This window comes from Paenibacillus sp. 2KB_20 (assembly GCF_052115765.1).
Classification (GTDB): Bacteria; Bacillota; Bacilli; order Paenibacillales; family Paenibacillaceae; genus Paenibacillus_AQ.
Genome location: NZ_JBFRHH010000003.1, coordinates 387026 through 413433 on the forward strand (window position 1 = coordinate 387026; position 26408 = coordinate 413433).

At 47.6% G+C, this 26408-nt stretch carries 28 protein-coding genes and 1 tRNA gene; 9 read left to right on the forward strand and 20 right to left on the reverse strand.

What is annotated here, in order from left to right:
- Positions 1-60: 60 nt before the first annotated feature.
- The 4 genes from ptsP to aroA form a co-directional block, all read right to left on the reverse strand.
- Positions 61-1824 carry a phosphoenolpyruvate--protein phosphotransferase gene (gene ptsP / locus AB4124_RS11150; protein WP_076320701.1) on the reverse strand — a complete coding sequence of 588 codons (1764 nt, stop codon included), beginning with the start codon at positions 1822-1824 and terminating at the stop codon, positions 61-63.
- Positions 1821-3704 carry a glucose PTS transporter subunit IIA gene (locus AB4124_RS11155; protein ID WP_076320700.1) on the reverse strand — a complete coding sequence of 628 codons (1884 nt, stop codon included), beginning with the start codon at positions 3702-3704 and terminating at the stop codon, positions 1821-1823. The genes ptsP and AB4124_RS11155 overlap by 4 nt, the downstream gene beginning before the upstream one ends.
- 186 nt (positions 3705-3890) lie before the next feature.
- Positions 3891-4313 (reverse strand): CoA-binding protein, encoded by a 423-nt coding sequence (locus tag AB4124_RS11160; protein WP_213645304.1) that lies wholly within the window; start codon positions 4311-4313, stop codon positions 3891-3893.
- Positions 4314-4364: 51 nt separating this feature from the next.
- Positions 4365-5657 (reverse strand): 3-phosphoshikimate 1-carboxyvinyltransferase, encoded by a 1293-nt coding sequence (gene aroA, locus AB4124_RS11165; protein WP_441972867.1) that lies wholly within the window; start codon positions 5655-5657, stop codon positions 4365-4367.
- Between the two features lie 167 nt (positions 5658-5824).
- On the opposite strand from aroA, the gene AB4124_RS11170 reads away from it, so the two are divergent.
- Positions 5825-6133, forward strand: coding sequence for a rhodanese-like domain-containing protein (locus AB4124_RS11170; protein WP_179090581.1), 309 nt, complete (start codon positions 5825-5827; stop codon positions 6131-6133).
- 131 nt (positions 6134-6264) lie between these two features.
- Here AB4124_RS11170 and AB4124_RS11175 read toward each other — a convergent pair whose 3' ends face one another.
- Positions 6265-6777, reverse strand: coding sequence for a shikimate kinase (locus AB4124_RS11175; protein ID WP_441972869.1), 513 nt, complete (start codon positions 6775-6777; stop codon positions 6265-6267).
- 217 nt (positions 6778-6994) lie between these two features.
- Between AB4124_RS11175 and AB4124_RS11180 the strand changes: the two genes are divergently transcribed.
- On the forward strand, positions 6995-7432 hold the full coding sequence (locus tag AB4124_RS11180) for a hypothetical protein (protein WP_441972871.1): 438 nt from the start codon (positions 6995-6997) through the stop codon (positions 7430-7432).
- A gap of 43 nt (positions 7433-7475) precedes the next feature.
- Here AB4124_RS11180 and gndA read toward each other — a convergent pair whose 3' ends face one another.
- Together gndA and AB4124_RS11190 are read right to left on the reverse strand one after the other, a co-directional pair.
- Positions 7476-8885 (reverse strand): NADP-dependent phosphogluconate dehydrogenase, encoded by a 1410-nt coding sequence (gene gndA, locus AB4124_RS11185; protein WP_202618894.1) that lies wholly within the window; start codon positions 8883-8885, stop codon positions 7476-7478.
- A 192-nt stretch (positions 8886-9077) separates the two neighbouring features.
- Positions 9078-9674 (reverse strand): hypothetical protein, encoded by a 597-nt coding sequence (locus AB4124_RS11190; protein WP_076320696.1) that lies wholly within the window; start codon positions 9672-9674, stop codon positions 9078-9080.
- Between the two features lie 264 nt (positions 9675-9938).
- On the opposite strand from AB4124_RS11190, the gene AB4124_RS11195 reads away from it, so the two are divergent.
- Positions 9939-10562, forward strand: coding sequence for a DUF1054 domain-containing protein (locus AB4124_RS11195; protein WP_441972873.1), 624 nt, complete (start codon positions 9939-9941; stop codon positions 10560-10562).
- A 373-nt stretch (positions 10563-10935) separates the two neighbouring features.
- On the forward strand, positions 10936-12411 hold the full coding sequence (locus AB4124_RS11200; RefSeq protein ID WP_441973036.1) for an aminotransferase class I/II-fold pyridoxal phosphate-dependent enzyme: 1476 nt from the start codon (positions 10936-10938) through the stop codon (positions 12409-12411).
- A 66-nt stretch (positions 12412-12477) separates the two neighbouring features.
- On the opposite strand, the gene AB4124_RS11205 is transcribed toward AB4124_RS11200, so the two are convergent.
- Entirely contained in the window at positions 12478-12801 is a 324-nt protein-coding gene (locus AB4124_RS11205; RefSeq protein WP_071223049.1) for a DUF1292 domain-containing protein, read from the reverse strand.
- Between the two features lie 94 nt (positions 12802-12895).
- A complete protein-coding gene (locus AB4124_RS11210; protein ID WP_076320693.1) occupies positions 12896-13450 on the reverse strand; it encodes a copper amine oxidase in 555 nt (184 codons plus the stop codon).
- A gap of 250 nt (positions 13451-13700) precedes the next feature.
- Between AB4124_RS11210 and AB4124_RS11215 the strand changes: the two genes are divergently transcribed.
- Both AB4124_RS11215 and AB4124_RS11220 read left to right on the forward strand, forming a co-directional pair.
- Entirely contained in the window at positions 13701-14438 is a 738-nt protein-coding gene (locus AB4124_RS11215; protein WP_339271986.1) for an MBL fold metallo-hydrolase, read from the forward strand.
- A 62-nt stretch (positions 14439-14500) separates the two neighbouring features.
- Positions 14501-14734, forward strand: a complete 234-nt coding sequence (locus AB4124_RS11220) for a DUF3892 domain-containing protein (RefSeq protein WP_379406502.1) — start codon at positions 14501-14503, stop codon at positions 14732-14734.
- A gap of 89 nt (positions 14735-14823) precedes the next feature.
- On the opposite strand, the gene AB4124_RS11225 is transcribed toward AB4124_RS11220, so the two are convergent.
- Positions 14824-15267, reverse strand: a complete 444-nt coding sequence (locus AB4124_RS11225) for a GNAT family N-acetyltransferase (protein WP_076320690.1) — start codon at positions 15265-15267, stop codon at positions 14824-14826.
- A gap of 348 nt (positions 15268-15615) precedes the next feature.
- Positions 15616-15879: a hypothetical protein gene (locus AB4124_RS11230; RefSeq protein WP_441972877.1), complete on the reverse strand. Its 264-nt coding sequence runs from the start codon at positions 15877-15879 to the stop codon at positions 15616-15618.
- A gap of 135 nt (positions 15880-16014) precedes the next feature.
- On the opposite strand from AB4124_RS11230, the gene AB4124_RS11235 reads away from it, so the two are divergent.
- Positions 16015-16087: transfer RNA gene (locus AB4124_RS11235), tRNA-Val, on the forward strand.
- A 99-nt stretch (positions 16088-16186) separates the two neighbouring features.
- On the opposite strand, the gene AB4124_RS11240 is transcribed toward AB4124_RS11235, so the two are convergent.
- From AB4124_RS11240 to AB4124_RS11275, 8 genes are all read right to left on the reverse strand, one after another.
- The gene (locus tag AB4124_RS11240; RefSeq protein ID WP_441973037.1) at positions 16187-16378 is read right to left on the reverse strand and encodes a hypothetical protein; all 192 of its coding nucleotides are present in this window, start codon (positions 16376-16378) and stop codon (positions 16187-16189) included.
- 265 nt (positions 16379-16643) lie between these two features.
- Entirely contained in the window at positions 16644-16793 is a 150-nt protein-coding gene (locus AB4124_RS11245; RefSeq protein ID WP_379406505.1) for a cyclic lactone autoinducer peptide, read from the reverse strand.
- Positions 16762-17307 carry an accessory gene regulator ArgB-like protein gene (locus tag AB4124_RS11250; protein WP_339271982.1) on the reverse strand — a complete coding sequence of 182 codons (546 nt, stop codon included), beginning with the start codon at positions 17305-17307 and terminating at the stop codon, positions 16762-16764. Before AB4124_RS11250 ends, AB4124_RS11245 begins: the two co-directional genes overlap by 32 nt.
- A gap of 6 nt (positions 17308-17313) precedes the next feature.
- Positions 17314-17925: a hypothetical protein gene (locus AB4124_RS11255; protein WP_430139080.1), complete on the reverse strand. Its 612-nt coding sequence runs from the start codon at positions 17923-17925 to the stop codon at positions 17314-17316.
- 660 nt (positions 17926-18585) lie between these two features.
- Positions 18586-20217: a hypothetical protein gene (locus AB4124_RS11260; protein ID WP_441972879.1), complete on the reverse strand. Its 1632-nt coding sequence runs from the start codon at positions 20215-20217 to the stop codon at positions 18586-18588.
- Between the two features lies 1 nt (position 20218).
- Entirely contained in the window at positions 20219-21004 is a 786-nt protein-coding gene (locus AB4124_RS11265) for an ABC transporter ATP-binding protein (protein ID WP_076320685.1), read from the reverse strand.
- Positions 21005-21049: 45 nt separating this feature from the next.
- A complete protein-coding gene (locus AB4124_RS11270; protein ID WP_076320684.1) occupies positions 21050-21610 on the reverse strand; it encodes a GNAT family N-acetyltransferase in 561 nt (186 codons plus the stop codon).
- Between the two features lie 22 nt (positions 21611-21632).
- Positions 21633-22259, reverse strand: coding sequence for a TetR family transcriptional regulator (locus tag AB4124_RS11275; protein ID WP_076320683.1), 627 nt, complete (start codon positions 22257-22259; stop codon positions 21633-21635).
- A 474-nt stretch (positions 22260-22733) separates the two neighbouring features.
- Here AB4124_RS11275 and AB4124_RS11280 point away from each other — a divergent pair, with 474 nt between their 5' ends.
- Entirely contained in the window at positions 22734-23108 is a 375-nt protein-coding gene (locus AB4124_RS11280; RefSeq protein ID WP_256720413.1) for a L,D-transpeptidase, read from the forward strand.
- 178 nt (positions 23109-23286) lie between these two features.
- Entirely contained in the window at positions 23287-23448 is a 162-nt protein-coding gene (locus tag AB4124_RS11285) for a hypothetical protein (protein WP_179090567.1), read from the forward strand.
- Positions 23449-23655: 207 nt separating this feature from the next.
- On the opposite strand, the gene AB4124_RS11290 is transcribed toward AB4124_RS11285, so the two are convergent.
- Positions 23656-26391: an alpha-mannosidase gene (locus AB4124_RS11290; protein ID WP_441972881.1), complete on the reverse strand. Its 2736-nt coding sequence runs from the start codon at positions 26389-26391 to the stop codon at positions 23656-23658.
- Positions 26392-26408 lie beyond the last annotated feature (17 nt).

The following is a 26408-nucleotide window of genomic DNA, read 5'->3' on the forward strand; positions in this document are numbered from 1 at the left end:
ATATAGCTTGTCCACTCAAAAAAGAAACATGAAAAATTGGAACGTTATCCTAGAAGCCTTTTAAGAGGCCGTGCTGTCCGTACCATTCTTTCCGTTCAGATAACTGCTGCGTTCGGCAAAGGCGCTAAGGCGCTCTTCGACAGCGTCGCTGGTACGCAATTTGAAGCAATCCGCTGCCTCCCCCTTCGCTTCTGCCGCATTGGTATTCAAGATGCGATGCTTCACGCGAAGCAAGGATTGCGGAGACATGCTTAGATCCTTAACGCCAAGCTCCAGCCATATTGGAATCGCCCGCTCGTCCCCTGCCATTTCTCCACACACGCTGACCGGTATGCCTGCCTCATGCGCAGCCTCCACCGTCGTCCGTAGCATGCGCAAAACCGCTGGATGAAACGGATGGTACATGTGTGCAATCTGCTCATTCATGCGATCCACCGCCAGCACATACTGAACCAGATCATTGGTCCCGATGCTAAAGAAATCGGTCTCCTCTGCCAACAAATCCGAAATGGTGACTGCTGCCGGTACCTCAATCATAATGCCAACCTTAATGTTCGGATCGTACGCTATGCCGCGTTGGTCCAAATCGGCCATCGCACGCCGCAGCACGGCATTAGCCTGCCTGACTTCCTCTACCGAGGATATCATCGGATACATGATTTTGACGTTACCGAAAGCGCTGGCCCTCAGAATAGCAGACAGCTGGGTCTGGAACGGCTCTGTGCGATCCAGACTGATACGAATGGCGCGATACCCCAAGAAGGGGTTCTCTTCTTCCGGCAGCCCGAAATAATCAAGCTGCTTATCGCCGCCAATGTCCAGCGTACGGATCACGACCGAAGCCTGACCTGCGTTCTCGGCAACCAGCTTATACACTTCAAACTGCTCTTCTTCCGAAGGAAAGTTGTGGCGATCCATATATAAGAATTCCGTCCGGAACAATCCAACTCCCTGCGCGCCGTTCTTGAGCGCAATCTCCATTTCTTTTATGGAGTTCATATTCGCGGCCAGATTAAAGTATGTTCCATCCTTCGTAACCGCATCAACCGTTGCCAGGAGCTGCAACTGCTCTTTCTTTTTCCGTTGTTGCTCTCGGATCCCTTCATAACGCTCCACGATCAGCGTGTCAGGCTCCAAATACAGCAAGCCTTCATCTCCATCCACAACTAAATGCTGTCCGGTCTGGATCGGATGATCCAGCTTGTTCTCAATCCCGGATACGAGCGGTATGCCAAGAGCGCGGGCCATAATCGCCGAATGAGAGGTCTTGCCACCCGTCATCGTCACAATGCCAAGAACGTGGGAAGGGTTAAGGTGCACGAGCTGAGACGGAGAGAGCTCCTTCGCAACCAAAATATAAGGCTGCGTATCAGCCGGAAGTTTGACTTCCGGAGCACCGAGAAGATGCTTGAGCAGCCGATTGCCAACATCCTTAATATCCAGTGCCCGCTCCTTCATATACTCGTCGTCCAGCAAATCGAACATGGATACGAAATGATCGATCGCCTCTTTAACCGCCACCTCGGCAGCCTTGTACTGGCGCTCGATGATCCCTTGAATTTCGTTCATGAACACGGGATCCTCCAGTATGGCCAGATGCGCATCAAAGATCTGCGACTCCTCGTGTCCCACCATTTCCTTGAATTCGTTCTTGATATATTCAATTTCATTCTTGGAGGTTCGTATGCCTTCATATAAGCGCTCGAACTCTTTGGCTAAATCGACAGCATCCATTTCGGAATCTGGAAGGTCCAGCTCCCAGTGAGGCAGTACGAAAGCCTTACCAATCGCTACGCCTGTTGCTGCGCCAATGCCTTGTATCATGATTCTCTACCCCCAGCATTACTCTCATTTAATACGACGGACATGACAGATGACTGTCCTCTCTTAACGGACTTGAATGGAGCAAAGCTCCAAGATCTTACTTTATCGGGATTCGTGATCACCATAGGTGTGGCCAGTGATGCGGCATGTGTCTTTAAATAAGCCAGATCGAACTTGACCAGCAATTGCCCCGGCTCAACGGTATCCCCTTCGCTTACCACAGCTGAAAACGGTCCTTTCAGTTGAGAGGTATCGATCCCGATATGAATCAATACCTCGAGTCCATCCGGCGTTGAAATGCCAATGGCATGCATCGTCGGATAGACATGCATCACGGTGCCGTATACCGGAGATACAAGTTCTCCTTTTTCCGGAATGAACGCCACGCCGTTACCGACAAGCTTGGCGGCAAAAATATCATCCGGCACTTCGTCAATAGGAAGCATGCGTCCCTGTACGGGCGCGCTGAACAGAACGCGCGGCAAATCCTGCTGCATCAGCTTATTTATCTCTTCGCGGATGAGCTCGGAATACGTCCCGAACACCACCTGAACGTTACCGCCGCCCAGCTTGATGATACCAGCTGAACCGAGCAATTTCAGTGCATCCGAATCAATCTGGCGGTCATTATATACGGTTAATCGAAGACGCGTCATGCAGGATTGAACCTGAACGATGTTGTCTTTTCCCCCAAGCGCCTCCAAAATAAGCGGTGCCTGATAGGGAATGTCTCCTGCCCGGCCTTCCAGTGCCGAACCTTCTTCACGTCCCGGTGTCGGGATTTCGAAGGTGCGAATGGCCCAACGGAACAGAAAATAGTAAACGATGCCGTATACGGCCCCGATCGGTATGATGATCCAGGCATTCTTGGACAAGTGAAAATTGAGTACGTAATCGATAAATCCCGCCGAGTACGAGAACCCGTGATGAATATCAAATGCATAGGTAAGCACCATCGCGAACCCGGCCATCAAGGCGTGGAGCACATACAGATAAGGAGACGCAAATAAGAACGCGAATTCAATCTGCTCCGATACCCCGGTCAAAAAACAGACAAGCGCGGACCGCATAAACGTTTTTTTCACCTTCGGCTTCAAATCTTCACGCGCTTCTTGAATAATGGCAAATGCAATCGCCGGCAGAGCAAACATCATAATCGGGAATAACCCGGCCATGAAGTCGCCTGCTGTTGGATCACCCGCAAAGAATCGGGGCAGATCCCCTTGAACGACGGTTCCGTCTTCCGTCTCGTACGATCCCAACTGAAACCAATACACGTTATTTAACAAGTGATGCAGACCGAATGCCGTCAGCACCCTGTACAAAATTCCGTAAAGGAATAATCCGAACGCCCCCATATGTACGGTCAGATCATAAAAAACATCTAATCCGCGCTGTACAATGGGGGCCATCCCCAGCATGACCCATGCAAATATCGTGGAGAACAGTCCCATGAATAAAAGTACAAATCGGGAGCCTCCAAAAAACTGTATCGCTTCGGGAAGCTTAATATGTTTGAAACGGTTGTAAACGTAACCGGACATTACCCCAAAAATAATACCAATCAAAGTCGAGGGCTGTACACTCCCGTCTCCCAGACGGGATATAACCTGATCATAGATGAACATGCCAGCCAGAGCGGCAAGCCCTGCGGGTCCTCCCTGATTCGAAAGTCCCCACGCGACACCAATGGCAAATAAATACGGCATGTAATAAAACACGCCGTGCCCCGCAGCCTGAGCAATCTCGCCCAAGGTTCCGAAGCCCCACGCCGACCATGGCAGACTTCCCACGCTAAGCAGGAGAGCTGCCGCTGGAAGCGCCATTGTAGGGAGCATAACTGCTCTGCCCAGCTGTTGTAATGATCCCAACCAATTCAAGGCGAGCCCTCCTTTCTATCCTTGATGGTAAGCGCTGCGCCTGTTTTTGTCAAAAAGAAATCAGGGCAAATGCCACAAAGAAAAGCAAGCCTCACAAGCAATACCTCGGCAAGACGGATCGTGTCCAGTCTGCCATGGCTGCTTCAACATAAGGCTTGCCCATACTTCCAATTCACCATTTAAATCTTAACGCCCGCCCAAAGCGATGGAATCCTCCACCTTAATGCAGCGGTCCATGATGGCGATCATGTCGCTCTTCTCCGCGATGGCCGCCGCCTCTTCACTGATAATTCCCTGCTGCAGCCAGAGCACCTTGGCGCCAATCTCGGCAGCTTCCCGCGCCACATCGGCACAGTATTCACTGCGTCTAAATACATTAACAATATGGATCGGCTCCGGAATGTCCTTCAGGGATGGATAACTTTTCTCCCCGAGTATTTCTGTTGCACCAGGGTTAACCGGGATAATCCGGTACCCGCGCTTTTGCATCGCAGCAGAAACCATATGGGATGTACGATCCGGCCGATCAGACAGACCGACAACAGCGATATTGCCTGCGTTTCGCAAAATATCCGCGATTTCTTCGCGCGGAGGATTCTCAAATGCCATGATTCATGACCACCTCTCCATTCGTAATAGACGAGCTGCTTGGCTATTTCTTTATTTTACCCATTCCACGTTGGCTCCAAGCGCCTTCATGTGATCGAAATATTGCGGGTACGACTTGGCCACATGATGCGCATCCTTAATCCGGATCGGCTGATGTGCGCGCAGCCCGACCACCGTCAGGGCCATGATGACCCTATGATCATAATGGGCATTGATCTCAACGCCACCTTCGACGCCTTCAGGACGGCCGTGAACGATGATCTCTGCCTGGCGTTCCTCAACGTTGGCTCCGGCTTTCCGCAATTCGTTCAAATAATCCGTAATCCGGTCGCATTCCTTATAGCGGAGATTCTCCACATTGTAGAATCGGGAGGTCCCTTCCGCAAACACAGCTGCCGCTACCATAGCAAGCACCGCATCCGTCGCTGCATCTCCGTCAAATCCCAATGCCATCAGGGTACGATTGCCCTGTACATGGACATTTCCGTTCTCGTGTGTGAGCGGAACCTCCATCAACCGGAGGACGTCAATAATGGCCCGCTCTCCCTGCTTGCTGTCCTCTGACAGATTGCGTATGGTTACATCCGACTGCGTAACCGCAGCCGCCGCCAGAACGGCAGCAGAGCCCGGATAATCACCTTGAACCGTATAGGTCTTGGCTTCATAGGATTGACCACCAGGAACCCGGAAGAATGTATAATCGTCCGCTGCGTGAATGGTAATGCCCGCCTGCTCCAGCACTTCCAGGGTCTGACCGATAACGACCTTGGATTTCAAATCTCCGGTAACGGTAATTTCGCTGTCTTCAGCAAGCAGTGGCGTTAAGAACAACAATGCGCTTAAGTACTGCGAACTCACTTCGCCAGAAACAGTGAGCTTTCCGCCCTTAGGCTGACCGCCACGAATCGTGATCGGCAGTTTGCCTTCGTTGTGCTCCACTTCCACACCCAATTGACCAAGCGTTTCAATGAGATCATCGTGAGGACGTTTGCCCAGTGAATCCGGATAGGTATTGACGAAAGTAACCTCTTTAGATAATGCCGTAACGCCCATCAGGAAACGCAATACAGCACCGGCATTACCGACATTCAGCTCCTTCACATCCCGGGGCGATTTGCCAAAGCCCGTAATAACCGCCTTCTCCTCGTCCTCCTCGATCACGGCTCCGAGATCCCGGATACAGCGTCTCATCGCATCGCTATCCTCGCTATGAGCTGGGTAATAGATCGTGCTTGTTCCTTCCGCAAGTGCAGCCACCAGCAGGTAACGGGTTGTATAGTTCTTGGAGGATAACGCTCCAATCTCTCCGTTTAGTATAGGCGTAGGCTTGACGATTACATCCATCGTATGTATCTCTCCTTGTATATATTATGTTACGATAAACCAACCTTGAAATCTCCCTTAGGATAAATTGACAGGGAAAGAACCGCTTGGTTATCATAGTTCATGTGAACTGGAAATACAGATCGTTGCGATCTTAATCATTTATTATCAGAAAAGAGGTCTATATGATGAAACCGATCCCTCAAATGGAAACAACGGAGCTTAGAAGCCGGCTTCAAAACGGCGAAAATGTATACATGATTGATGTCCGCGAGGATGAGGAAGTTGCCGCCGGCATGATCAGCGGTGCCAAGCATATTCCGATGGGCGAGATCCCGAATCGCCTGGACGAAATTCCACGCGATCAAGAGGTTGTCTTCATCTGCCGCAGCGGCGGACGCAGTCAACACGTATGCGAATTTTTGAATCACCAAGGCTTGACTAATATAATCAATATGAAGGGCGGCATGCTTCAGTGGCATGACGATGAAGAATAAACCAGCTATGAAAGGTGAGGGATGATCGTTATCCCCGCCTTTTTTTGCTTATTCCAATCCGAATGCGATCCCCAGATTCACCCATAGAGACTGATTCAAAATCATCACGCCAAACCCGTTCGCTGACCATCTTAGCCGCGGTAATGCGTTAAAATGTCAGTCGCCACTTCCCCTGCAGATCGGCCAACCGTATCCACTATGACATCCGCAAACAGGTATTTGTCCTTTCGTTCATCCAGGATACGCCGAACTCTATCTTCGACATCACCCGCAAGCAGCGGCCGATTGGCATCACCCCGTACCCGTTCGACGATGCTAGCAGCATCCGCTGTTAGAGCGACGACCCAGCCATCACGTTTCATCTGGTCACAATTCTCGGAACGAAGCACAGCCCCTCCGCCGGACGCTACAACAATGCCTTTCCGTTGCAATACCCTGCGCAGTTCGACAGATTCAGCCTCACGAAAATACGGCTCTCCATCCGCTTCAAACATCTCGGAAATCGTCCTGCCTTCCATCCTCTCAATTTCCGCATCCAGATCGATCAGGGTGTAGCCGAGCGTTTCTGCCAGAAGACGCCCTACGGTTGACTTGCCCGTGCCCATCATCCCGATCAGAATAATATTCTTACCTATCTTATCCAATTTGACACCCCATTTGCTGCTTCACTGTAAAGGTTGCTCATATCATACCACAGCCCCAAATCTTTCGACAATGGACCTAACTCTCTAAATTACTGTTAGGTTGCTGTTACGCGAGTAACCCCAAGTAATGCTCCAATTTTATCGAGTCTATCTGGTTCCCTATTGTCATATACTAATTACAAGAATACAAGATTAGAAGAAAGGAGTGAAATCCATTATGTCTTTTCGTCCAACTGGCCTCTCTTCCGCTGCCAAGCGCATCCGCCGGATCCTCGACCCATCCTACCCGCTATGCCGCGAAGATGTGATCTGGGTGCTTCATTTTGTCCAAAAAAAAGTGGCTCTGAAGGATCCTGCACTGCTGGATCTTTCAAAGCCACGTTTGCTGCAAAATTACAACAGTTATTGCGAAGCCGCGCTTCTCTTGCTCGGAAGCGGAAACCACATCCATACGAAGAACCACGACATCCGCACCTGTCTTTTAGAAGCCATGCACGGACTCCCTGAGCTGGCGGAGGCGCACTCCCCTTCTCAAGCCCGCACGGTTGAATCTCCGGCTTCTCCTCCGACGAACGGAATTCATCCTACCTCTGAGAGAGAAATTGACCCATCCAGCGAGGATGGTATTCACACTCCCGTAAAAGAGCAGGATTAATTCATCCAGGGAGGATGGTATTCATGCTGCCATAAAAACAGAATTAATCCATCCAGTTATAGTGGAAGGTTCCTTCTTTGTCCACACGTTTAAACGTGTGAGCTCCAAAGTAGTCACGCTGAGCCTGCAGCAGGTTCGCTGGCAGGTTTGCGGTGCGATAGCTATCGTAGTATGCAAGCGCGCTGGAGAACCCAGGAACCGGGATGCCCAAGGATACTGCGGAAGCAACAACCTTACGCCATGCATCTTGATAGGATTCAATGATATTGGTAAAGAACGGATCCAGCAGCAGGTTCTTCAGCTCAGGATTGTTCTCATATGCATCCGTGATGTTCTGCAAGAAACGGGAACGGATAATGCAGCCGCCGCGCCAAATTTTAGCGAGGTTGCCGTATTGCAGGTTCCAGCCGTACTCATCGGATGCCACGCGAAGCTGTGCAAAGCCTTGAGCGTAGGATACGATTTTGCTTGCAAACAGCGCTTTGCGCACATTTTCAATGAACTCGGCTTTGTCGCCGTCAAATGCAGCTGCTTTAGGACCATTCAGGATTTTGCTTGCTGCCACACGCTCTTCTTTCATCGCGGACAGGAAACGGGAGAATACGGATTCGGTGATCATGGACAGCGGCACACCCAGATCCAGGGAGCTTTGGCTTGTCCATTTACCTGTTCCTTTTTGACCCGCCGTATCCAGAATCACGTCCACCATCGGCTTGCCGGTTTCTTCGTCATATTTGGAGAAAATGTCAGCCGTAATCTCGATCAGGTAACTATCGAGTTCACCTTGGTTCCACTCTGTGAAGATTCCGTGCAGATCCTTCGCATCAAGGCCAAGTACGTCCTTCAGCAATTGGTAAGCTTCGCAAATAAGCTGCATATCGCCATACTCGATACCGTTGTGAACCATTTTTACATAATGGCCAGCACCATCTGGTCCGATATATGTACAGCAAGGCTCTTCGTTAACTTTAGCGGAAATGGCTGTCAAAATAGGCTCAACCAGCTTGTAGGCACTTTCTTGTCCGCCAGGCATGATCGATGGGCCTTTCAATGCGCCTTCTTCGCCGCCGGAAACCCCAGCACCGATAAAGTTAAAGCCTTTTTCAGCCAGTTCTTTGCTGCGGCGCTGTGTATCAGGGAAATATGCGTTACCGCCATCAATGATGATATCGCCTTTGTCCAAATGTGGAATCAGCTGTTCAATCGTAGCATCGGTAGCTTGTCCCGCTTGTACCATGATCAGGATTTTACGAGGGGTCTCAAGGGAATCCACGAATTCTTCGATCGAGAATGTCCCCTTCACTTGCTTGCCTTCGGTTTCCTTCAGCATGTCTTCCGTTTTTTGCGGAGAGCGGTTATATACAGAAACGGTGAAGCCTTTGCTTTCGATGTTCAGGGCCAGGTTTTTTCCCATTACAGCAAGGCCAATCACACCGATTTGTTGTTTTGACATCTGGTTCTCCATCCTTTGCTCCAATATATTTTTAAACAACCCATCCCTATCCGAGATGATTTGCAATAATCTTATATTAACGTTTTTCATTTGACAAGTGAACCCCTGTCACAAAATCAGAACACGCGCGAAAACACCCCTTCTGTTTCGGAGTGTTGTTCGTGCTTTAAACTTGTATCCGGATTGAAGTAGTTACCACTCCAGCCTCATCAGCTCCAAGGAAAGCTCACGGAGTCTTTGCTTGCAGGCCAAAATTTTGTCTTCGTTTCCCTCTTGCAGCGCCGCATGGAGCTTCTCAAGCTCATCGTCGGTTTCCAGTCTGGACAGCAGCAATCGCTGTTCCCCTACATCCGATTCAAACAACCGCAGCATTTCCTGCTCCGTCATCGGCGTCCCCTTCTGAAACAGCACCCGCTGCCGGTAACCGGATATTTCCACAAGCCTTATGACCTCACCGAACAAAATATTCTCGATCAATATTTGCCGGTCCTTGAAACGTTTCACGACAGCATGGCCACGGGTATTTTCGATCAATTTCTCCATCCATTCCGCGAGTTTGGGATCACGGATCATATAATCGCCTACTAGTTTAAAACCGCTTCCTGTTCGTTGAAACCGCAGCTTTACCAGCTTGCGACCTGTTCGGATTGAAATGACAAACTGCGTATCATTCTCGCTCCAATAAAGCGAATATCCTTCCTGGATCAATTCCTTGATTAGGTCCTGGATATGCCGGCGATCAAACCGGAGCTCCAGGTTGCAATACTCCACTTCCTCGCTCTTATTCACGGCACTCCCTCCTCCGGTTTACTACCGATCATTAAACGGCGGTGAAGCTTTCCCCCATGGCTGCTTTTGATGTTGTCTTATCTATATCTTATACTCCATCTTATGTAACGGTAACTTGGTTTATTGACTATTTTTAGCCCACATGAACATACGGTGAAGCTTTTCTGGGTAATGCGTGATGTCCATTCGCCTTATGGTATAATAAGTTATCCAAAAACCGAGTTTAGTAACGATATCATCTACAACAGGGAGGCCATCACATCCATGACGGTTACCGGATTTACAGATCAAGATTTCGACGTATTCTCCGTTCCCGGGCTTGAAGCCCGTATGGAGGTTCTCATTGAACGGGTAAGACCCAAGCTGGAGGCGCTAGGGGCTGAGCTCGCCCCCTATGTATCCGTCTTGGCTGGGGAAGAGATGTTTGTGCATGTCGCCAAGCATGCAAGACGCACTGTCAATCCTCCCATTGACACTTGGGTCGCTTGGGCTGCCAGCAAACGCGGGTACAAAGCACTGCCTCATTTTGAGGTAGGCATGTTCGGAACCCATCTGTTTGTCATCTTCGCGATTATTTACGAAAGTCCCAATAAGACCGTGTTTGCCAGCAACCTGGAAGCCAAGCTGAAGAAAACAGCAAAGGCGATGCCCAAAAATTTCTACTGGTCCATGGATCACATGAACCCGTCCGGCACCCCTCATCAGGATATGAGCGAGGAGGATTTCACGCGTCTGATTGAGAAGCTGAAGCAGGTGAAAAAGGCTGAAGTCATGTGCGGACTGCGCATCCCGCGCGAGGAAGCCGTCAAGCTTGAAGGGGACGAGCTGATGCAAAAGGTGCAGGAGACGTTTGAGTCGCTGCTGCCGCTTTATAAAATGGCGTTTTAATGAGCAAGATATGTTGATGAAAAGGGCTGCTGGTGCAGCTCTTTTTTTAAGATTATAGAATTTATAAATTTTCAGCGAAGCTGAACAATTCTATAATCGCAAGAAAAACTTCCTTTAACCGCGGTCTGTCTTCTGAGAAAGTACGTCGATAGACGTTTTTTTTATGGATGATATTTTAATGAAGGAACGATGAAGATCTTGTTGCTCCTCCTTAATATGTCTAAAGTTTGAAGCGTTGCTGGACAAAACAAAAAAAGACGTTCATTCTCCTTGCATTCCCCCCCTATTTTGCTATACTCAATTTTGTTTATATAAAAACAGAAATCAACAAATCATAAGAAAATAAACATAGGGAAAGGTTGTGACAACGTCCATGGACCACAGTCGTACACCGCTCTTCACCGCACTTAAAGAACATGCGGCCAAAAACCCCGTGCAATTTCACATTCCGGGACATAAGAAGGGCCTCGGCACCGATGCCGAATTCAGGGAATTTATAGGGGATAACGCCTTTTCTATAGATTTGATCAATATTGCGCCGCTGGATGATTTACATCAACCTACAGGCGTCATCGAGGAAGCCCAAAAGCTGGCCGCCGATGCATTCGATGCCGATCACACCTACTTCAGTGTCCAAGGAACAAGTGGAGCGATCATGACTATGATCATGTCGGTATGTTCGCCTGGCGATAAAATCATCGTACCGCGCAATGTCCATAAATCCGTGCTTTCCGCCATCATTTTTACCGGGGCCAAGCCTGTATTCGTATCGCCTGCCCAGGATGCCAATGTGGGCATCGATCACGGCATCACCATCAGCTCGGTCCGGAAAGCATTAAAACGTCACCCTGACGCCAAAGCCGTATTGGTCATTAACCCGACATACTTCGGCGTAAGCGCCAATCTGAAAGAAATCGTGGATTTGGCTCATAGCTACAACGTACCCGTTCTCGTGGATGAGGCGCACGGCGTATTGATCCATTTTCATGAAGATCTTCCGATGTCGGCAATGGAAGCCGGGGCCGATATGGCTGCGACCAGCGTGCACAAACTCGGCGGCTCGATGACGCAGAGCTCCGTACTGAACGTGAATACCAAGAACGGATACATCAATCCTTATCGCGTACAGACGATCATCAGCATGCTGACCACAACCTCCACCTCCTACATCCTGCTGGCATCGCTTGATACTTCACGCCGCAGTCTGGCGCTGCATGGACGAGAAATGGCAGCAAGGACGATTGAATTGGCGCAATATGCACGTCAGGAAGTCAATAAAATCGAAGGTTTGTACAGCTTCGGTGAAGAAATATTAGGCGGAGAAGCAACATACTCCTATGATCCGACCAAATTGACGATCCATGTACGCCATCTCGGCATTACAGGATATGAAACCGAGAACTGGCTGCGGGATCACTACAATATTGAAGTTGAGCTCAGTGATATGTACAATATTCTGTGCCTCATTACACCGGGAGACAATCAGGAGGCCATCGATATTTTGCTGACAGCGCTCCGCGAGCTTTCGAATCAGTACATGCATGTGAATGAGATTAACGAGTTGGTTGTGAAAACACCAGAAATTCCGCAGTTGTCGCTTATCCCTCGCGATGCGTTTTACGGGGATACAGAGGTTGTACCTTTCAAGGAATCGGCAGGACGCATTATTGCCGAATTCATCTATGTCTACCCGCCAGGCATTCCGATTCTGCTTCCGGGCGAAGTGATTTCCCAGGAAAACATCGATTACATTATCGATCATGTCGAGGTAGGCCTTCCGGTGAAAGGTCCTGAGGACCGCAGTATCCAAAATGTTAAAGTCATCGTGGAAACGGATCCTATATTCTAAAATGGCAGCTGTAAATACAATAAACCCGGTGCGAGAGGTTCGCACCGGGTTTATTGCTTAGGAGTCTTATTCCTGGTTTGCAGCAGCGACCAGTTCGTTGTAAACCGCCTCTACTTCATTCCATTCTTCTTCGTCCTCAATATTGTAAAGAACCATTTCCTCGTTCTCTTCTTCCATACGTAGAATGACGCCGTCCGCTTCCGGATTTTCGCGTTCAAGCAAAAGCGCGTAGAGTTTCTCGCCGACATCAAATGTCTCCACAAGAACCATCTCTACTTCTTTTCCTTCTTCATCCGTCAATGTCAGCACAAACTCTTCATGTTCGTGGTCGTGGTCATGGTCATGACCGCAGCCGCAAGCATCTCCGTGTTCATGTTTGTGTTCACTCATTGAAAAAACCTCACTTCGGTTAAATTATCATACTTTCGTATCGTATCACGGATAGCTTCTCCAGGTCAATTTCTGCCAAGCGGCCAAAGGCCCATCAATTAAGTGCGGTGATCACTTTCTCTGCAACTTTCACAAATCCGTCATCCGGTTTGACTTTTACATAAAAACCTACCGAGTATTTGCCCGCCGTTTTAAAATCGTACGTGAAATCATAAGTTCGGAACCAGAAGTTATCCTTGCGATCCTTCACTTCCTGGGACTGAATATCCTTGATATTGCCCGAAGGATCCTCAATCGCTACTTTCACTGAGTGTATATCGTTGTTTAAGCTGTCCACCTGGCTAAAAACATTGAATTTCAGCTTACCCTTGTTCACGTTGCCGAATACAGTATCTCCTTTAAACAGAAAAATATGCACGTTCGGCTTGATGACTTGAACTTGTCCATTCGCGGGATTCCAATCCACAGCCCCGTCGAATTCCCGAACCGGCACATAGGTTTTGCCATCAATTAAATATCCACCATCCTTCAATTCATGACCGTTTAGCCAGACACGGACTCGCTCATTGACGGAATCTGCAAACAAAAGGGTGCTGCCACCCATTAAAGAGAGCACTAACATACATGCCATCACTTTTTTCCACTTCATATATTCATTTCCCTCCATTGGCTCATCTTGTTGTTATATGTGTATACTACATGTCAAAAAACAAGTTGCGGACAATTTTGCACTTTGTGGTAAAATTTTTTCCTCATGCAGTAAGGTCTGTGCCTATCGCGAATTATACTGCATTTCAGGGCCGATTCGATCATATAATCCGTGTAAATCAACGTGGAATTCGTTAAAATATACATTAGCATACTGGACTACATATCATATCATCAGGAGGTTTCATCCATTGACACTGACATTACAAATGCTTGGCACCGGCAGTGCGTTTGCCAAGAACTACTATAACAATAACGCACTGGTACATGACGGGAATTTCACACTTATGATCGACTGCGGCATCACCGCTCCAATGGCACTACATCAGCTGAATAAGACATTTAACGATATCGATGCCGTGCTTATCACACACATTCATGCCGACCATGTGGGCGGACTCGAAGAGCTTGCCTTTATGATGAAAATGAAATACAACCGCAAACTCCCGCTTTACATTGCTGAATCGCTGGTGGAACCGATATGGGAACATTCACTCAAAGGCGGATTATATCAACAGGGACATATCTCCTCCCTGCATGATGTATTTGACGTACACCCTCTGAAACCGGGAGTGAAGGCCCATATTTCATCAGGCATCTCGGTAGAGCTGATTCATACGCAGCATATTCCCGGCAAGGACAGCTATTCGCTTTATCTGAATGATCGGATATTTTACAGTGCTGACATGGTATTCGATCCGATCCTGCTCAACCAACTGGTGAATGAGCGGGATTGTGAAGTGATTCTGCATGAATGTCAGCTGCAAGGCCCCGGCGAGGTTCATACGACACTGGATGAGCTGCTCAGCCTTCCTGAAGAAATTCAGGAACGCACCTATCTCATGCATTACAGTGATGAGGTCGAAGCTTTCATTGGCAAGACCGGAATCATGGAATTTGTGGAGCAGCAGCGGGTATACGAATTGTAGTTCAATATAGATGAATAGTTTATGAGGGTTCCCGGGAACACTAATTCCGGGAGGCGATCTATATGGATAATAAACAACAAGAAGTCGTAGGCGTCCGTAAAAATGGCGACGGCGACATCATCGAATTGAAGCTGGATAACGGTAGTGTCGTGGACTACAAGACTGCACAACAGATGGCCAAGAATAAAGAAATCAAAAACGTGAACGTATTCCGTGGACGTGACGGAGATGAACATCTTCGTTCCAATGCGGATGGCGATCCCAGCAACAACCTGGATAATATGCCAAGCTTTTAATTCATGCCTAAAAAGACCTCGAGTCGATACTCGAGGTCTTTCCTTTTAGGACGATGGGATCATCAGCCACCTTATAGTTAAGAAGATGCCTACAGTTCCTTTTTCATACGAACATGGGGAATGCCAGCATCATCAAACGGCTCGTCCGAAATCGTCTCATACCCCAGCTTGCGATAAAACGCCTCCGCCTGCACCTGGGCATCCAGCACGGAATACTGCAGTTTCAATTCACGCGCCTGCGTTTCCAATGCCATCATCAGCACACGCCCTATCCCTTTGGATCGGAATGGCTTACGTACCGCAATGCGCTGCATTTTGGCGGAGTCCTTATTGTAATAGGTGATACGTCCAGTTGCCGCATACTGTCCCTCCGACTTGATCAGGACATGATGTGCATCGGAGTCCAGACGATCGTAATCATCAATCTCCAGGTCAATCGGAACCTTCTGTTCAAGCACGAAAACATCCTTCCGGATATCCAGCGCCTGTTGCAACTGCTCTTCGGTTGATACATTTATGATTTCTGCTGCCATTTCAACACCTCTTTATGTAGAATCAATTCCTTGTAATATCGCAGATCGAGCTATTATACAAAATAATCATTTTCCTGTATAGTATAAGCTAACGTTTTTTTGAAAGGAGCATTGCCTTTATGGGCATGGGAACCACGATATTTTGGGCTGTTATCATCTCAGCCATCATCATCTACCCTATCTTTTGGGCGATTAAAAAAGGTTATTCCCGCAAATGGGATGAGGAATAGCATCGGCCGTTTTACAGCAAATCGCCAGCTTGCCTGCCGGCGGTTTGCTCTGCTCGCTGTTCTAGCAGAAGATAAGGATATTGGTATGACCGATCTGTTATAGACATTGCTGCACCCATTACGGATGGAGATCGCGTAAGGTATCCACCGAATCCATCGGGGATACCGGCTCCAGTGATCCGCTTCCCTGCTTAGAATATACGTCCTGATCTATCGAACGTCCGTAAACATCAAGCATTACAGGCGCCGCAGGCCCATGTAGCGGCTCCAGCTGCACCGACGTTCTCTCCGAGATACTGCAACCGCTCCCTAGTACAGATACCCCCAGCAACGAGAGCACCAGACTGGCTCGATTAAAATGATGGGATTTCCCACCTGCCATGCCATTCACACTCCTCCATTGGCATAATCATGCTGTATTTAGTCTGAACCGGAATGTGATTTTTTATAACGAGAAAACCATTGACAGCCACACTGTCTGCTGGTAATATATGAATTACCTTTTTAAATATTTCATGATCTGTTAGCTCAGCTGGGAGAGCACTATCTTGACAGGGTAGGGGTCAGTGGTTCGAGCCCACTACAGATCATTACCGAAAACCCTTGATGCCATTGGCGTCAGGGGTTTTTCATTTTCGAATACTATTGCCTATTTGGGTTGACCGAGATTCTCAGCCATATTCGTTCCGTCAGGAAGCATGCGTTCCCCTTCCTTTCCCGGGTCTCCAGGACAGAATATTATGTTCATTAAACACCCGAGGTTTTCCAGTCTCCAGACACGTTGCCCGTATCCGATGATCCCGAATACTGTGTATCTGTATTTTCCGTTGGGTGATATTCCCTTTCCTGTCTTCATATATGATTTCTATGGTTTGCTCCAGGTAATTCTATACATCATGCCACCACCTCTAACCAGAACGTTTGTTTGTATTATATGCGAACATTCGTTCTTTTAGCAATGTCAATTTTACCCTGACTGCACTTGATTAAAGGAGGACGCAGCAATTTATAAATCCTGGTCATGATGACTACAGTTTAATTTGCATGATCATGCTTTGTTGATGTTGATAGTAAAAGAAAAATCCGGCACCTAGTAGGTACCGGAATTCAATAAACAGAATAATAATGGATTCATATTTAGAAAGGTTATTTCAAGAGCTCTTCGGGTGTATCACCACTATACACAAAAACAGGACTTGCAGTATTAACAAAGAATACAGCTACCACCGTAAGAGCAGATGCGATAAATGAAAATAAGCCATGCTTAGATTTGTTGATTACCGACACTTGACTCACCTCCCTTCAAATGAATTAGGCTCAGTGCCTGGATAAAGAATACTATGGATAATGTTGGTGATTGAATGAGAAAGTTCACCCCAACAATAATACAGCTAATTAGACGAAGTTTAGGATAATGTTTTCTTGGTATTCTTGATTGCTTGGCAATCTTACTAGGGGCAAATAAAACGACTAACAAAAAACTTAGGATGTTCAAAATTTGTGTAGGCAGTTCGCCTAAATCAACAAAAGACACTGCAGTAAACAAAGCAGTAGTAATAACAATACAACCAGCGCCAGTCTTAACGTGGATTCCTCCAGAGAACTGTCTTAGCAGTGCAAAACCGATCAAACCTGTAATAGCCTGCTTCATATGTCCGGTATAAATGGATATTAATAAAGTAAATGTAACAATAAATAGTATATTTAATAGAATTGCGATCGCATGCTTTAAAACTCCAACAGATGAAGGGTGTTCAGGCACTTGTCGTTTAATACCTTCCGATATCCAAAGGGCGGCTCTTTCAATCATTAATTGTCACTCCTTTGATTGGATCGCATAAAATAAGAAAATACCAAAAGTTATACCAAAAAAGAGAAGAAGAAGCCATAACCGATTAAGATAAAATAATATCGCCAATAAGATCAAAACGACTACGATGAGGGAGATTAGTAAGATGTGCTCAAATTTAATACGCAACTTTTCGAGATCATATGTAAAACCTATTGCAAACTTATACATAATCCAAGAAATGAGTAAACCCGTCACTGACGATAATAGCTGAAGTACATAGCCATCTACTTCATTGTTGTGTGTAGCTTCGATTGAGCCATACAATGATAGCATGTAAAAGGCCTGAATTAGAGCATAAAACATATACCCCAGAATGGTACATATCGCCGACCAGATAACTGGGATCTTAATAATGGCAGAAAACAAGAAAACGAAGATCAATACGGTAATGAGAGGGGCGAGAAAATCCAAGTGAAGCTCGTTGCGCATAACGAAACTTTGCAAATTGGCAAGGATCATGACAATCAACGCCTGCCATATGTACTCTGTTGTCTTAAATCTAAGCAATGTCATGATTAGTGAATAAATCGCCAGTGTTTCAAATGTTGAAAACACCATAAACCAAATAACTTCCATTCAAAGATTTCCTCCCTACACCATAAGAAATGGTTAAATGTGTGCTACGCCACTTCCCGATGTAACCTGATTACACTGATGGTTATAACGTCCATAAATAAACGATATACCGACAGACCCTCAGTTTCTATCGAGTCGTCCTAATGATGCATGTTCTTGAGGTCAATTCCGATGGCGCCTGCCACTTCTTATATGTCTGGAAACTGTGATGGAAAATGCAAAAACATTAAACGTCGTTTATAGCTCCGGCTTGGCTCAAAAATTCTAAAACAGAACAACTTAGAACTTCTTATACACCAAAACGAATTAAACCACTGAAACGTTCAATCCGTATACCAAACGAAAACCAAGCATTAGTTATCAAGAATCCACGACCTTGTGAATATGACTAATCCAGAATAAACTCAGATCCTACTATTTAACATCCTGACATCATCTAAGTTGATTATATAAGGCCCGGAAGGCATAACAACAGGTAATTAAATACATAAGTGGGGGAATCCATCATGGATTTATGCAGTGAAGAGTGAAATAGGAAGTTAATTTGCTATATTTCCATTATATACGAACCTACGTTCTTGTTCAACCACCTTTAAACGCAAATATACAATTATCTGACAAAATAAAAGAAGAGGCACCCAATCGGATGCCTTCCCCAATTTACTTATACAGCTTGGTCCATGCCATGCCATTCGCAACGAGCAGCGCGAGGATATAGGCCAACATACCATAAGGAATCGTGCTGCTTGCATAATGTAAACCACAAAGTCCACCAATAACAAAAAAGAATAACAACACCCACCAGCCATCTTTCTGCTGCGCCATATTAAACGCTTGAGAGAACGGTGGATTGCGCAGAATTGCCTTGGCTGACAAGGGAATCAACACCAATCCGGTAAGGAGTATGATGAGAATATCCGGTATAATACGGAAACCGTATACGATCAGAAACACGATCGCGTTCACAAAGAACAGCGGCACGAACATTTTGACGGCAAAAGCCTTTAAAGCCCCTTTGTATAAGGGATTCATGCTTGACATCGGGGCTGCGCCAAATAACCAGAAGGCCTTGGGTTTGCCGGAGAATTTCAGCATCATAACGACGGTGATAATCATGATGAGCATACTATGCAGTACATAGTACGACGATCCCTGGCTGATTTCCGCCAATGAGGAGTTACGGATCGTAGAGACAAAGAATAAATAAGGCAATAACACGGACAACCCAAGTGTAGGATACACCTTAAGTTTAAACTCTCTCTCGTTCTTCAGCATGCTGGCAGATAGTCGGAAACAAGCTTGCTCCGTGCGCGACCCGCATACCATTTTGGCCAAGAATCTGTCCAATCGCCCGCGCTCCCGCCCTTTTCCCGCTTCGCTGTGAGCCAGCTTCTCCAGATGCTGCTCGAACGAAGGAATATAACGGACATAGACGATCATAAGCACAATCGGGGCGAATATAGCCAGCAACGAGAGAACAGCCAGCCACCTGCTCCCCTCGCCAAACAACCACTCATACGGAGCCGCAAACCACACCGGCGGAAGCAGAATCTGCCACCAGGCCGGCTTAAATACCAGATGAAAATCAATCAGATCGAAGGAACGTATCACAAACTGATAGCCGATGGCCAGCGTAGCGGAAAGTCCAATCTGTACATAATTGATCAGATCCTTCAGTTTCTCTCCATCCCAATACTTGAGCAGCAACAGATAAACCAAGGAGGTGCTCACCAGAATGAGCATATTCATCAGTATTAACTCCAGGATATAGATCAGAAAGAACAGCACGCCATGCTTGATCAATCCCACGACCAGTGAGCCTGCTGAGAGCGCTCCGGTTAGCAGCAGCAAATAAATTCCTGCATGAATCGATCGCGCCAATCCGACCGTTCGACCGTCGATCGGCTTCGTCATCAAAATGCTGCGGTCGCGCACATCCAGCAGAACGGATGAGAAATCTGAAATCATGGAGCTCATAATCAGGAACATTAGGATCGCAGACAGGATGCTCATCGGCATTAAATATTCCGGATCGCTCCAGAACACAAACGGCGTCAGGACAAGCCCGATTAAGCCATACAGCCAGAGGGAGCTGACAAACAGGTTCTTGTCCTGCTCTTCTTTCTTCCGGTTGCTAGAAGATAATATGACGGGTGCGCGCCTCGAATCCATCAACAATTTGACATGGAGTATCCGGCGCAGCGTTTTATAGTCGACACCCAATCTCGAGATGATTCCCTGAAATCGATCCAGTATCTTCAGCATCCGAAACGATGAATCCGATCCCGCCATATCAGCTTCCCTCCCGAACGATCGATACGAACCGTTCTGCAATACGGGCATGGTCATGGAACCCCGTCAGCTGATTAAACACTTCTTCCAGGGACCCCTCATGGGAATGCTGCTGCAATTCTTTGAACGTTCCGTCCGCCACTACCCGGCTGTCAGCGAGCAGAATGATCCGGCTGCTGATTTTCTCAACGACGTCCATGATATGTGAGGAATAAAAAATCGTCTTGCCCTGGGCAGACAGCTGGGCCAGTACTTCCTTGACTACCATCACGCTGTTCGCATCCAGCCCGCTTAAGGGCTCATCCAGGAACAATAGATCAGGATCATGCAGCAGGCTCGAGATCAGCAGCACCTTTTGCCGCATTCCTTTTGAAAACGTAGCGATCCGTGAGTGATAAGCCTTTTCCATGTCAAAGCAATCCATTAATTGCTTCGCCTTATAATCCGCTGCATCATATGTAAGTCCGTACAACTCACCTATAAAAGTCAAATACTCGGCTGCCGTTAACTGATCGTACAATTCCGCCACCTCAGGCACATATCCGATTCTCCGTTTATAATCGATATTCCCATCGGAAATATCCTGACCGAATATGCGCACTGTCCCCGTGTACCCCTCAACCAGCCCAAGCATAATCTTGACCGTCGTGCTCTTCCCCGCGCCGTTCGGACCGATATATCCAATCATCTCGCCGCGGCGTACTTCCAAGTCGATACCGTTCAGCACATAACGATTATCATATTTCATGCGCAGGTCTTGAATCAATAACACTTCATTTTCAGACATGATATTATTCTCCCATTCCCTCATTGTCTTCACATACCTACCTTATTATGGAAGGGAGGGAAAATCAACCTTTTGACGCATATACTCGCTCTGCAATATCCCCATGTGTACGATGTCATGCCAGACGCCATTCCGGTACAAGCTCTGTCTGGAGCTGCCTTCCTGGACAAATCCGATTTTTTCATACAGTTTGATCGCGTTATGGTTGAAGGAAAATACCTGCAAGCTTACCCGGTGCAGATTCAGCTCCAAAAAAGCATAATCAAGCAAAAGCGTCATCGCTTCAAAGCCGTAACCCTTGCCCCAATAGGTCTTTTCGCCAATGTCGATGATACATTCCGCGTTCCGGTTCTTGGTATCGATATGAATCAATGACATGATGCCAATCGGTCTGCCGGTTTCCTTCAACTGGATCAGATAGCTCTTCGAGGAGGAAGAACCCAGGATCACCTGCTGAACGAAGTCCTTTGTCTCCTCCAGTTGATAAGTATCCAGGTTGGGACTGGTGGATTGCATCACTTCTAGGTCATTGCGCCAGGAATGGTACAGCTCCGCGTCGTTTATCGTCATTTTTCGACAAGCAAGTCTAGCAGATTCAAATAGCATTCAAAAAGCACCCTTTCCATCATCATGGTTCTAGTGTTATCGGATTTAACATTGCATTAAGAGAATGTATAAAGGTTTCCAGCTGCTCCGGCACGCAAGTCACCGTCGGTCCGAGTTGGAAGGTATCCAGCATCAGTCCGTTCAGAAACGAAATCATATAACGTGCTATGGCATCCGGTTCCAATCGTGGCCGAAACTCCCCTTGCTCCTTGCCCTTCCGAATGACCCGGCCCATGGCCTCAACGGTCAGCTGATAACGTTCAGTTATATAGGGATACTCCTTCTTGGCATGAACATAAGAGGAAGACAGGAAAAATTCCGCCCTGGCCAATACAAGCGAATGCTGGATTAGCGAAATATCACCCTGCTGTTTCTGAACCCAGTCCATCAACTGATTCCATATCGGATATTGCGGATCCGGTTCAAAAAAACCGAGCGTCTCTTGGTCGTCAAAACGCAGAACCTCTATAAACACATGCTCCACATTATCAAAATACGCATACACGGCTCCGCGGGACATGCCCGCTTCATCCATAATGTCCTGCATCACGGTGTGGGTGTAGCCCTTTCTGATAAAGACACGCCTGGCTGCAGTCAATATTTCAAACTTCTTCTCCCGTTTATATTCCTCACTAACCCTTGGACACATAAGTCATCCCTCTTTCCGCCCTTTAACATCAATATCGATTCCATGAACTTCACCTCAATACAAACGACAGAAATGTCGTTTTTTAACTCATTTCATCATAAACGACATTAGTGTCGATTTCAAGTGGTTGCCATAATGAACACGAAAACCCTCTTGAAGAAATCCCTTCAGGAGGTCATTTGCGTACAACCAAGCCACGATCCGATATTCGATAGAATGTCCCCTCCGCGCCCTTATATCTCTCTTTGAAAACAACTTGTTCTATTTTTCGGCTTATGCACATTTCCGTCAACATTCGCGAATAGCTGCATATATATGGGGGAGAACGAAAAGAGGTGATCGGACATCATTAAGGGCATCAGCCGCATACTGATCTTCACCTTACTGCTGGTTTTCTTTTTCCCCGCCGTATCCCAAGGCGCTTCCGGACAGAAGCTGGACAGTAAGTACACCAAGTACGCACAGTTTATCGTCATTGATAAATCCACCAACAAACTGACGTATTATGAAAAAGGTAAGGTCATAAAAACATTTCCCGTCGCTACAGGCAAAAAACCCTCCTATACGCCGGAAGGCCTGTTCAGAATTCACGAAAAAGTGAAGAACAGACCTTACTACAAGGAAGGCATCAAGGGAGGAGACCCGCGCAATCCGCTTGGGGATCGCTGGCTCGGCATTAATGTGAAAGTGAACGGTAGAGTTAGCTACGCGTACGCCATACATGGAAACAACAACGCCAACTCGATCGGCAAGTACGTGTCGGCAGGTTGTATACGGATGCATAATAAAGACGTACGCTGGCTTTACGACAAGGTGAAAATGAGTACCCCCGTCCTCATCCAAAAATAAGAACGCAAAAAGCCAAACACATTTCATGTGTCTGGCTTTTTTAAATTGGACGTATAGGAACCATACTCCGCTCCATTCCTCAAGTTCATTCCAATTCTTTGAATAACAGGTATGTAACCATCTTGTATAGGATAACTTATCATTATATTTGTTATCAACCATCTAAGGGGGGATTCACATGGACATCCATTCGGAGGAATATAAAATTGCCTCACTCAATGGGAATGAAGGTACCTTGAAAGCGATTGAAGACGCCGAGACCAAGATTGCCGAGCTTACAGGCAAAGATATCACCCTGATTGCTTACGAGAAAGACCAAAACCAAGGGAAAAATCAATAATTAAGCCGAGTACAATAAAGAGCTGCCCTCCAGCCGTCCGCAAAGACCTAGGGAGAGCAGCCTTTTCATTATATATATTTCAGAGCGTTCAGGAATCTGCCTGTCATTAGGCAAGAGGAGCAAAGCCCGATCCCTGTAATTTCGGAATCGGGCTTTGCTGGACCGGGATGTACAACAACATTCCCAGCGCTATATCATAATAAATGCTTACTTGACCGAAACTTTAACGCCCAGTGTTACGATTTCGTGAGGCTTAACCGGCTGCGTGAAGCTTCCATCGCCATCAAAGCTTTGAACCGCTCCCTCTACTTCCAGAATAGAGCTCTTATACACACCCTGGGAAGGTAGAGAAGATTTCAGCTTCAGCTCAGTATCCGTGCCTGCCATATTGAACCAGCGCAGCATCAGATCCCCGGTCTTCGGATTCACTTTCAGGGAAGAGAATGCAAGTTCTTCATGGCTCCATTCAAACGGTGCGGAAGTCGATGCGACAGCGCCGGCATGAACACCGGTCTGTGCAACCGTCCATGGGATTTGGAATTGGTAAGCCTCGGCGTATGCGCCTGACTTCATGCCGTCGCCCTGATGCGGAATGACCTCCATACGTACCGTATGCACGCCGATGCACTGAGCTTCAGGCGTAGGGAAGTACCCCCAGTCACCGAGCTCGCCTACGGAACGAAGCAATGTAACAGCGATGGTATTCCGGCCGTCACGCAGGACTTCATATTCATTCAAGCCCTGGTTAGCTACCGTCAATCCTGCAGTAGCTGTCGAGACATCAACGAATGCCTGTTGATGAGCCGTATAGCTTGGATTCTCCCATTCGGCAGCAGGTTCATTATCCCGAGTTGCCACTTCAAACATGGAATCCACGTTATGGGACGATGCCAGCAGATCCGTTGGGAACAATGCACGCACCCGATGATCCTTCGCTTGATTATCCATTGTCGCTTCGATCTCCACGCCTTTACCGCTGCGGTTCAGACTGATTACGGTACGAATGCGCATTGGCACCATTTCGCTCGATCTTTGCGCTTTGCGGTTCGGATAATAGATGAGCTCATGCTGCTCTTCATCCAGCTTGCTGTCCGCCATAGCCGGAATGGACCAGTTATGAACGATTTCAATGGATGCGCGGTAAGGCGTATCTTCCAGAACCGAAACTTGGGCGGTTTGGCCCTTCGTGGTCAATGCTGCTTCGCCATCCGGCTGTTTGTACATATATTCATTACCGATATCTCCGGTATTTTCATAGACGCCCAGATCCCGGTATACTTGTCCGTTCTTTTTATCCGTCAAGGAGAAGGAACCATCCTCAGCGATCTCAATCTTGATCAGCTCATTCTCCATCACATTGGACTTACTAATTAAGGATGCTACCTCGGCAGGCTTCACTTCGCTCTTCACCCAAGCATAAGTAGTTAAGCCCATTGCTGGGATCGCGCTTGCCTCGAAGGTAAGTCTCACACGGCGGCACATATACGGCTGGCGGAAACGGTCATCCGGCAGATCGTATCCGAACTGAAGACCCAGATCCTCAACGGTGCAAGGCACAGCTTGGCCTTGAGCGTTAACCAGCACACGGCCGGACAAGTCAATTTCTTTCATCCGGCGGCTGGTTTCCTCCAAAGAGTAACCTTCCCGGAAATAAAGGCGTTTCGCGTCCAGCTCAATGCTGACCGTACCGCTGCGGCTCCATCCCGTCGTATTGAATACAACAAGCGGCAGCGGATCGGATCCCCATTGTTCGAAGGCGGTTGTGTCAACCGCATCGGCAATGACGCGAACGCTATCGTCCACGATATTTTCAGCCACGTGCGCACTTTTCTCAAAGCGGGTCACCATCTCGCGGTGAACTTCGTCAACGCTGCAGCCGCAGATGCTGTCATGCGGATGATTCTGCATCAGCGTCTTCCACGCATAGGTGAACAGATGATGCGGATACTCCTTGCCGAGCAGGCTGGCGTAGGATGCAAGCGGTTCGGCCACTTTTTCCAGCAAGGTCTGGCCGCGCTGGTTCATCTGCTTCAGGTATACGCGTGCCGAAGCGGTATTCACAAGTGTACCCCATCCATCGGTACGCTGACTGCGCAGCTCTCCTTTTACGGAGGAAAGATCTTGCGGCAGCTTCTCCCGAACGGCTGTCAGGTAATCGTCAAAATTGGAATGAATGAATTCCGTATCCGGATACAGCTTCTTCGCTGTACGGATGCCTTCCGGAAGATCGGTCTGTATCGGCTGATGGTCACACCCGTTCATATAGAGCAGCTCAGGTGTGGAAGCATACTTCTCGGCATCCGCCAGCTTGCGGTCCCAGAATGCCTTCGCTTCCGCTTCATCAACGGGAACCTCGTTACCGTTACTGTACCAGTTGGCAAACAGGATGCCCAGCACCTTGGAGCCGTCCGGACCTTCCCACATCAGCTCTGAGAATGAAGACTCATAGCCGCTGTCGGAGACGGTATTGTTAAAGCCCGTTGGCTTTACGCCCCGGCCGAAGAAGGCATTATCAATGCCGGACTGCAGCATCAACTGCGGAATTTGGCCTGTAAGTCCAAATGTATCCGGGAAATAACCGATTTTGGCAACCGTGCCATATCGCTCGGCATCCTGGTGTCCTATCTGCATATTTCTCACGTTAGCTTCACTGCTCGTGAGGTAGGCATCCTGCAGAATGTACCATGGACCGATAATGATGCGTCCGTCCGAGATCAGCTTCTCAAGCTGCTCTTTCTTCTCAGGTCTTACCTGCAAATAATCTTCGATAATAATCGTCTGGCCATCAAGGAAAAAGCTGCGGTATTCCGAGTCCTTCTCCATCGTCTCAAGCAAGCTGTCCATGAGCTCGATCAGCCGCACATGGTGCTTTTCATACGGTAAATACCACTCGCGGTCCCAGTGAGTATGCGAAATAATATGTGCTTTTCTGGATTGATCCATCTCTGCTTAGTCCCCCT

Coding starts and splice junctions, on each gene's coding strand:
- ptsP (WP_076320701.1), bottom strand. CDS start 1,824: ATGATACAAGGCATTGGCGCAGCAACAGGCGTAGCGATTGGTAAGGCT.
- AB4124_RS11160 (WP_213645304.1), bottom strand. CDS start 4,313: ATGGCATTTGAGAATCCTCCGCGCGAAGAAATCGCGGATATTTTGCGA.
- aroA (WP_441972867.1), bottom strand. CDS start 5,657: ATGGATGTAATCGTCAAGCCTACGCCTATACTAAACGGAGAGATTGGA.
- AB4124_RS11170 (WP_179090581.1), top strand. CDS start 5,825: ATGAAACCGATCCCTCAAATGGAAACAACGGAGCTTAGAAGCCGGCTT.
- AB4124_RS11180 (WP_441972871.1), top strand. CDS start 6,995: ATGTCTTTTCGTCCAACTGGCCTCTCTTCCGCTGCCAAGCGCATCCGC.
- gndA (WP_202618894.1), bottom strand. CDS start 8,885: ATGTCAAAACAACAAATCGGTGTGATTGGCCTTGCTGTAATGGGAAAA.
- AB4124_RS11195 (WP_441972873.1), top strand. CDS start 9,939: ATGACGGTTACCGGATTTACAGATCAAGATTTCGACGTATTCTCCGTT.
- AB4124_RS11200 (WP_441973036.1), top strand. CDS start 10,936: ATGGACCACAGTCGTACACCGCTCTTCACCGCACTTAAAGAACATGCG.
- AB4124_RS11205 (WP_071223049.1), bottom strand. CDS start 12,801: ATGAGTGAACACAAACATGAACACGGAGATGCTTGCGGCTGCGGTCAT.
- AB4124_RS11210 (WP_076320693.1), bottom strand. CDS start 13,450: ATGAAGTGGAAAAAAGTGATGGCATGTATGTTAGTGCTCTCTTTAATG.
- AB4124_RS11220 (WP_379406502.1), top strand. CDS start 14,501: ATGGATAATAAACAACAAGAAGTCGTAGGCGTCCGTAAAAATGGCGAC.
- AB4124_RS11225 (WP_076320690.1), bottom strand. CDS start 15,267: ATGGCAGCAGAAATCATAAATGTATCAACCGAAGAGCAGTTGCAACAG.
- AB4124_RS11230 (WP_441972877.1), bottom strand. CDS start 15,879: ATGGCAGGTGGGAAATCCCATCATTTTAATCGAGCCAGTCTGGTGCTC.
- AB4124_RS11250 (WP_339271982.1), bottom strand. CDS start 17,307: ATGATTGAAAGAGCCGCCCTTTGGATATCGGAAGGTATTAAACGACAA.
- AB4124_RS11255 (WP_430139080.1), bottom strand. CDS start 17,925: ATGGAAGTTATTTGGTTTATGGTGTTTTCAACATTTGAAACACTGGCG.
- AB4124_RS11260 (WP_441972879.1), bottom strand. CDS start 20,217: ATGGCGGGATCGGATTCATCGTTTCGGATGCTGAAGATACTGGATCGA.
- AB4124_RS11265 (WP_076320685.1), bottom strand. CDS start 21,004: ATGTCTGAAAATGAAGTGTTATTGATTCAAGACCTGCGCATGAAATAT.
- AB4124_RS11270 (WP_076320684.1), bottom strand. CDS start 21,610: ATGCTATTTGAATCTGCTAGACTTGCTTGTCGAAAAATGACGATAAAC.
- AB4124_RS11275 (WP_076320683.1), bottom strand. CDS start 22,259: ATGTGTCCAAGGGTTAGTGAGGAATATAAACGGGAGAAGAAGTTTGAA.
- AB4124_RS11285 (WP_179090567.1), top strand. CDS start 23,287: ATGGACATCCATTCGGAGGAATATAAAATTGCCTCACTCAATGGGAAT.
- AB4124_RS11290 (WP_441972881.1), bottom strand. CDS start 26,391: ATGGATCAATCCAGAAAAGCACATATTATTTCGCATACTCACTGGGAC.